Origin of the sequence: Micromonospora acroterricola (assembly GCF_003172955.1) — a bacterium.
Classification (GTDB): domain Bacteria; phylum Actinomycetota; class Actinomycetes; order Mycobacteriales; family Micromonosporaceae; genus Micromonospora; species Micromonospora acroterricola.
In genome coordinates this window covers 1-6,491 of the sequence record NZ_QGKR01000074.1, presented here as the reverse complement: position 1 = coordinate 6,491, position 6,491 = coordinate 1, and the positions used below count along the sequence as shown (strand labels likewise).

The window sequence follows — 6,491 nt, the reverse complement described above, 5'->3', positions numbered from 1 at the left end:
GGGCCGGGCGGGCGGCCTCGCGGACCGCCTCGGCCAGCGCGACCAGGTCGTCGGTGGTGGGCGGCGGGGGCTCGAACTCGCCCTCGTGGCGGACCACGTCCCAGCCCCGCGGCGCGGTCAGGCTGCGGGCGTGCGGCTCACACAGGTCGTACGTGTGCGGCTCGGCGAACGCCGCCAGCGGACCCACCACCGCCGTCGACTCGTTGTAGACATAGGTCAATGTGGCGACCGCTTGCCGGGGGCAGCCGTTACGGGAGCAGCGCCGTGGTGACCTCACGGCGGCAGGGTATCTCCATTACCGGGTCCGGCGCATCGCTTCGCGTTGCGACACGCCCGTCGTGGTGATCACAATCCACCCGTCCGGCGCACGCCGCGCCACGGGAGCGGCGCTGCCGCTGACCAGCCCGGCGCGGGGGCTACCCTTTGCCTCATGACGAGCCCGGAACACCGCCGCCCCGGTTCCGGCCGGCGCGCTCACCGCGACCGGCACGGCCGCGGCCTGCGCGGGCGGCTGGTGCCGGCGACGGTGCCCCTGGCGCGGACCAAGGCGGAGGTCTTCGACGACCTGGTCCTGGACACCGTCGAGACGCTGGAACGGCGGTTCGCCAAGGAGCTGGCCGGCGTCGAGTTCGCGGTCGAGGACGTCCCGCCGGATCTGAACGTCTACGACTCCGACGTGCTGGAGGACGGCGAGGTCCCGCTGGCCCGGCTGCTGCCCGGCCGCCCCGGCCGGCAGGAGGTGCCGCCGCGGATCGTGCTGTACCGGCGGCCTCTGGAGTTCCGGGCGATGGACCGCGAGGACCTCGCCGACCTCGTGCATGACGTGATCATCGAACAGGTGGCGAACCTGCTCGGGGTCGACCCCGACGAGCTGGCCTGAGCCGTCCCCGCGCCGGCGAGCCCGGGCGGCCCCCACCGCCCTGACTCCGCACCGCTCAGGCGGCCCGCCGCTTCAACTTGCGCCGCTCCCGCTCGGAGAGCCCACCCCAGATGCCGAACCGCTCGTCGTGACCGAGAGCGTATTCGAGGCATTCGGTCTTGACCTCGCACCGCGAGCAGATCCGCTTCGCCTCGCGGGTCGAGCCGCCCTTCTCGGGAAAGAACGCCTCGGGGTCGGTCTGCGAGCACAGCGCCCGCTCCTGCCACTCCGGCGCGTTTCCGAGCAGGTCGGCCACCTCAAGCTGGCCGTCCATCAAATGCCTCCTTGTCGCGCACCGGCGTCATCGCCGCTGCAACCCCCCACGCGAAAGGCGTGCTTGTCCGTCCGGTCCCGTTTTGTTGCGTTCCGTGCGAACAACCCCATTCAAATTACACGCGTGTAATGCGTGCGCCGTCAAGCCAAACTTGATAATGGAGTCGCCCTCCCGACACCCCCGGCCGGCCACTCGGACCGTCCAGCCTCGCAACCTGCCCTATCGATTCAGACCCCGGCCGAGTAACGCCCTCTCCGGCGAGTTGCCCGACTTTTCTCCCGTGGCGCTCCCTCGGCAGGTCGCCCCCGCGACGTACCAGGAACACCGGACGACCCCTCCCGCGAAAGCTGATCTTGGTGGGGGACAGGTTAACGCGGCTCGGCCCGGACCGCCCGCCGAGCGGCGGACACCGCACGCGCCCCGTCCACAATGTGGACGGGGCGCGCCGGGTGAACTGGTGCGATGCGGTCAGGAGCGGACCCCGAAACCGCTGCTCGGCCATACGAACTCGGCTATTGCTCCACCATGGACAGAAACTGTCCCGGCGGGCGTATTCTCGTCCCACCAGACGGTATAGACGCCGGCGGGCAGATCGGGGTAGACCGCGCTGTGGAACGAGCCGTCCCGCACCCGACGTTCCCGCACCGCCGAATGTGTCCGCCGGTCATCGCCCCGGCTGATCTCGATCTCGCGGCCGTGCAGATCTCGACCGGTGTGGACGATCAGGGCGCCGGTCTCACCACCCAGATCGAGGACGACGCTCCCGGTTTCCGACGGCCCGTACGCGTGCTCGTGCATGCGCGCCTCCCCCGCGCCGTCAGGACGACGCCGGCGGGTTGTTGAACCCGTCGTACGGCGTACCCAGGTAGGGGAAGTTCGGGAGGAACGGTGCGGTCACGTCGGCGGCGCTCAGCCCCGGGGTGACCGCGGCGGCCGCCGCGTCCGGGCGGAACGTCTTGTCCACGAGCGGGACGGTCAGCCCGGCGATGGCGCGCAGCGCGATGCTGACCACGTCGTCGCCGACCCGCCGCCCGTTCGGGAAGCCGGCCAGGTCGCCGCCGAGCACGCCGAACCGGTCCGGGCGCGGGCTGGGCGGGATCGCGGTGTTCAGCCGCAGCATGTCGGCCTGCACGTCGCCGGTCGCGTTGGTGAAGCCGTCGATCAGCCCAACCGGCACGCCGGTGAGCAGGATCGCCACCAGGTCCGCCCGGGCCTTCTTGGCCCTGGTGAGCTTGTCCAGGTTGGGGAAGACGTCCGGGTAGAGCGCCGGCAGCAACGCGGCCAGCTCCGGCTGCTCGACGAACTGCGCGAACCGCTTGTCCTCCGACGGAGGCAGGGAGTTCCACAGGTCCTTCTTGGACATCGGGACGATGACCTCGTTGAACAGCGGATTGCCCAGCCGGGAGACCTGGGTGAACGGGCCGGCGGCAGTGTCCGCGGCCGCCCGGTCGCCGAGCACCCGGACCTGCCGGCGGGACGCCGACGTCCACACGCCGATCACCGACGCGCGGTCGGCCGCGCCGTACCGGTTGGCGCGCCGGCGCACCCGGCCCAGCGGCACCTGCACGGCGATGCTGTGCACGTTCATCCGGTCGGTGGCGTTGACCGGCTCCCCCTCGGCCTTGAAGACCTTCTTGCCGGCCACGTGCAGCTGCTGGAACGGCCGCAGCGTGCCGAGGTCGAAGATCGCCCCGAGGTCGACGAAGAAGCCGTCCGCGCGCTGCCCGGCGAAGACCCGCTCCCCCGTGGAGAGCGAGTAGGTGGCCTGCCGGACCAGCTCCGCGTACTTCGGGGTGGACAGCGGGCCGACGTTGCACGGCGGGCAGGGCAGCTTGTGCGCCAACCGGTGCTCCCGCCCGTCGGCGACCCGGGTCAGGCTGTAGAACTGCCGCCGGTTCCAGTTCTCGCTGTCCAGTGAGTCGATCGGGCCGGTGTTGTAGAGAAAACTGTTCGGGTTGGTGATCTCGGTCGTGAATTCGAACCGGTAGGTGACATCCGGACGGCCGTCGCCGTCGTTGTCGATATGGATCTCGTACCGCACGTCGTCACCGAACTCGAAGAAGTTCGGGCCCCCGGAGGGGAGCTGCAACGGCACGTAGTTGGCGATCAGCGTGACCGAGTCGGGCTTGTCGGGGCTGACGAACGCGTACAGGTCGGAGCTGTCGGCGACCGGATCCTTGGCTATCTCCGGGGCCTCGCGGTGGGAAGACATGGCGGACCAACCTCACTGGGCGGGGACAGGATGGCGGGCGGAGCGTGGGTCAGCGTCGGGCGGCGCGCCGCAGCCGATCCGCCAGGCCGCGGTCGCGTACCTCGATCCGGGAGTCACCGACGAAGACGTCCATCGTTCCGGAGGCGGCGTCCCGCAGGTGGACGACGATGGGGTCGTCGGCCCTGCCGTCCCCGCCCGGAGCGTTCTGCGCGGCCGACAGGCCTGGCACGGTGAGCGCGGCGGCGCCGAGGGTGGCGCTGGCCGCGGCGGTCAACGTCTGTCGGCGGGTCAGTCGCGGCCAGGGCCGCTTCCGCTGATCACTGGTCATGGGCAACCTTTCCGGCGGTGGCGCGAACGCGCCCGCGGGGACGGACGGGTCCGGTGCCGCCTACCGACGCCGCCGGGCCCCTGGGGGACACCGGCGGCGGTCCTCGCCGCGACCGCCGCCGGCACCGCGTGGTACGGCCGGCGGCGGGGAAAGGTTCGACCTCAGGGCCGGACGTGACCGTACGCGGTCGTGCGCTTGCGGGCCGGGCGGCCGGCTGCCGTGGCGATGGCCCGCAACTGCTCCTCGGTCCGCGCCGAGCCGTTGCCCGAGCCGGCCATCCGGGAGATGGTCTCCTCCATCAGGGTGCCGCCCAGGTCGTTGCAGCCGCCCTGGAGCATCGCCACCGTGCCCTCGTCGCCGAGCTTCACCCAGGAGCACTGGATGTTGTCGATCCGGCCGTGCAGCAGCAGCCGGGACATCGCGTGCACCACCCGGTTCTCCCGCCAGGTCGGCCCGGGCCGGGCGATGCCGGCCAGGTAGATCGGGGCGTTGGTGTGCACGAACGGCAGCGCGACGAACTCGGTGAAGCCGCCGGTGCGGTCCTGCACACCGGCCAGCACCCGGAAGTGCGCCAGCCACTGCCCGGGGTGGTCGACGTGGCCGTACATCATGGTGGAGCTGGACCGGATGCCCAGCTCATGGGCGGTGCTGACCACGTCGACCCAGGCGGCGGCCGGGAGCTTGCCCTTGGTCAACACCCAGCGCACGTCGTCGTCGAGGATCTCCGCGGCGGTGCCCGGGATGGTGTCCAGCCCCGCCTCGCGCAGCTGCGTCAACCACTCACGGACCGGCACGCCCGCCTTCGCGGCGGCGGTGACGATCTCCATGGGCGAGAACGCGTGCACGTGCATCTCGGGCACCCGGGCCTTGATCGCACGCACGATGTCGGCGTACCCGGTGACCGGCATCTTAGGGTCGATGCCGCCCTGGAGGCAGACCTCGCTGGCGCCGGCCGCCCAGGCCTCCTCGGCCCGGTCGGCGACCTGCTCGACGGAGAGCCGGTACGCGTCGGCGTCCCGCTCACGCTGCGCGAAGGCGCAGAACCGGCAGCCGACATAGCAGACGTTGCTGAAGTTGATGTTGCGGTTGACCACGTAGGTGACGTCGTCGCCGACCGCGTCCCGGCGCACGTCGTCGGCGAGCCGGCACAACGCGTCCAGCGCCGGCCCGTCCGCACCGAACAACGCCAGAGCCGCATCGGTGTGCGCCGGCTCCAGCAGCGCGGCCGGGTCGTCGGCGGCGAGCCGCAGCCCGGCCCGCAGATCGTGGTCGCCGGCGGCGGCGGTCGGCCCGGCGGTCACCTTCGTGGCCACCTCCGCCCAGTCCCCGTAGACGCTGTCGAAGTCGCCCCGCCGATCCTCGCTACGGCCGGTGGTGTCGATGGTGGCGTGCAGGTCGGTCCGCCCGCCGAACACCTCGTCCGGCTCCTGCCAGGGCCGGCCCTGCGGCATGGCCGACTCGACCGCCATTCCCGTCGTCGCATCGGCCAGGGCGCCGACGTGCGGCAGCAGCCGTGGGTCGAGCCATGGGTCACCCGCGCGCACGTACTCGGGGTAGATGGTCAGCCGCTCCCGCAGCGTGAACCCCGCCAGCTCGGTGTGCCGGGCCAGCTCCTCGATCTGCGGCCACGGGCGTTCCGGGTTGACGTGGTCCGGGGTGAGCGGGGAAACCCCTCCCCAGTCGTCGATGCCGGCCCGCAGCAGCAGGTCGTACTCGCCGGCGATGAGGTTCGGCGGTGCCTGGATGCGGGCCTTCGGGCCGAGCAGCAGCCGGGCCACCGCCACCGTCGCGGCCAGGTCGTGCAGCTCGGCGTCGGGCATGCCGCGCATCGCGGTGTCCGGCTTGGCGCGGAAGTTCTGCACGATCACCTCCTGGAGGTGCCCGTACTCCCGGTGCGCCCGGCGGATCGCGAAGAGCGCGTCCACCCGCTCGGCCGGGGTCTCCCCGATGCCGATCAGGATGCCGGTGGTGAACGGCACGCCCACCCGGCCCGCGTCGTCGAGCACCCGCAGACGGACCGCCGGCTCCTTGTCCGGGGAGCCGAAGTGCGGACCGCCCGGCTCGGACCAGAGCCGGGTCGCCGTGGTCTCCAGCATCATGCCCATGCTCGGCGCGACCGGCTTGAGCCGTTGCAGCTCCGACCACGACAACACCCCGGGGTTGAGGTGCGGCAGCAGCCCGGTCTCCTCCAGCACCGCGACCGCGCAGGCGCGCAGATAGTCCAGGGTGGAGTCGTAGCCGCGTTCGTCGAGCCAGCTCCGGGCCGCCGGCCAGCGCTCCTCCGGCCGGTCGCCCAGGGTGAACAGGGCCTCCTTGCAGCCCTGGGCGGCGCCCGCCCGTGCGATGGCCAGCACCTCGTCCCGATCCAGGAAGGGCGCCGGCAGCCGGTGCGGCACCGTGGCGAACGTGCAGTAGTGGCAGCGGTCCCGACAGAGCCGGGTCAGCGGGATGAAGACCTTCTTCGAGTACGTGACCACGCCGGGCCGGCCAGCCTCACGCAGCCCGGCGTCGCGGATCCCACCGGCCACCCCGAGCAACTCGTCGAGCGCGTCGCCGCGGGCGGAGAGCAGCGCCGCCGCCTCGTCGACGTCCAACGCCCGCCCGGTCGCGGCCCGGCCCAGGGCCCGCCGCACACTCGCCTCGCTCGGACCGGAATGGGTGCGATCAACCATCCGCTCAGCCTATGCGCTGCGCGAGCCCGCCCCACCGGTCCCTGTCTCTTATCCACATCTGACGCTGCCGACGATAAGGCTCGTGT

7 protein-coding genes are annotated in these 6,491 nt (G+C 72.0%); 1 reads left to right on the top strand and 6 read right to left on the bottom strand.

Annotated elements, in window-relative coordinates; translation table 11 throughout:
* A partial coding sequence (locus tag DKT68_RS01205) for a DUF3499 domain-containing protein (RefSeq protein WP_047894099.1) occupies positions 1 to 277 on the bottom strand: 277 nt, incomplete at its 3' end.
* A 153-nt stretch (positions 278 to 430) separates the two neighbouring features.
* On the opposite strand from DKT68_RS01205, the gene DKT68_RS01200 reads away from it, so the two are divergent.
* Entirely contained in the window at positions 431 to 880 is a 450-nt protein-coding gene (locus DKT68_RS01200) for a metallopeptidase family protein (protein ID WP_074316962.1), read from the top strand.
* A gap of 55 nt (positions 881 to 935) precedes the next feature.
* Here DKT68_RS01200 and DKT68_RS01195 read toward each other — a convergent pair whose 3' ends face one another.
* The 5 genes from DKT68_RS01195 to DKT68_RS01175 form a co-directional block, all read right to left on the bottom strand.
* The gene (locus tag DKT68_RS01195; RefSeq protein WP_007455784.1) at positions 936 to 1,193 is read right to left on the bottom strand and encodes a WhiB family transcriptional regulator; all 258 of its coding nucleotides are present in this window, start codon (positions 1,191 to 1,193) and stop codon (positions 936 to 938) included.
* A gap of 468 nt (positions 1,194 to 1,661) precedes the next feature.
* On the bottom strand, positions 1,662 to 1,991 hold the full coding sequence (locus DKT68_RS01190) for a phospholipase (RefSeq protein ID WP_109815589.1): 330 nt from the start codon (positions 1,989 to 1,991) through the stop codon (positions 1,662 to 1,664).
* A gap of 19 nt (positions 1,992 to 2,010) precedes the next feature.
* Positions 2,011 to 3,405: a DUF4331 domain-containing protein gene (locus DKT68_RS01185; protein ID WP_109815588.1), complete on the bottom strand. Its 1,395-nt coding sequence runs from the start codon at positions 3,403 to 3,405 to the stop codon at positions 2,011 to 2,013.
* Between the two features lie 49 nt (positions 3,406 to 3,454).
* Positions 3,455 to 3,733: a hypothetical protein gene (locus DKT68_RS01180; RefSeq protein WP_109815587.1), complete on the bottom strand. Its 279-nt coding sequence runs from the start codon at positions 3,731 to 3,733 to the stop codon at positions 3,455 to 3,457.
* A gap of 161 nt (positions 3,734 to 3,894) precedes the next feature.
* Positions 3,895 to 6,405, bottom strand: a complete 2,511-nt coding sequence (locus DKT68_RS01175) for a bifunctional FO biosynthesis protein CofGH (protein WP_109815586.1) — start codon at positions 6,403 to 6,405, stop codon at positions 3,895 to 3,897.
* Positions 6,406 to 6,491: the final 86 nt, after the last annotated feature.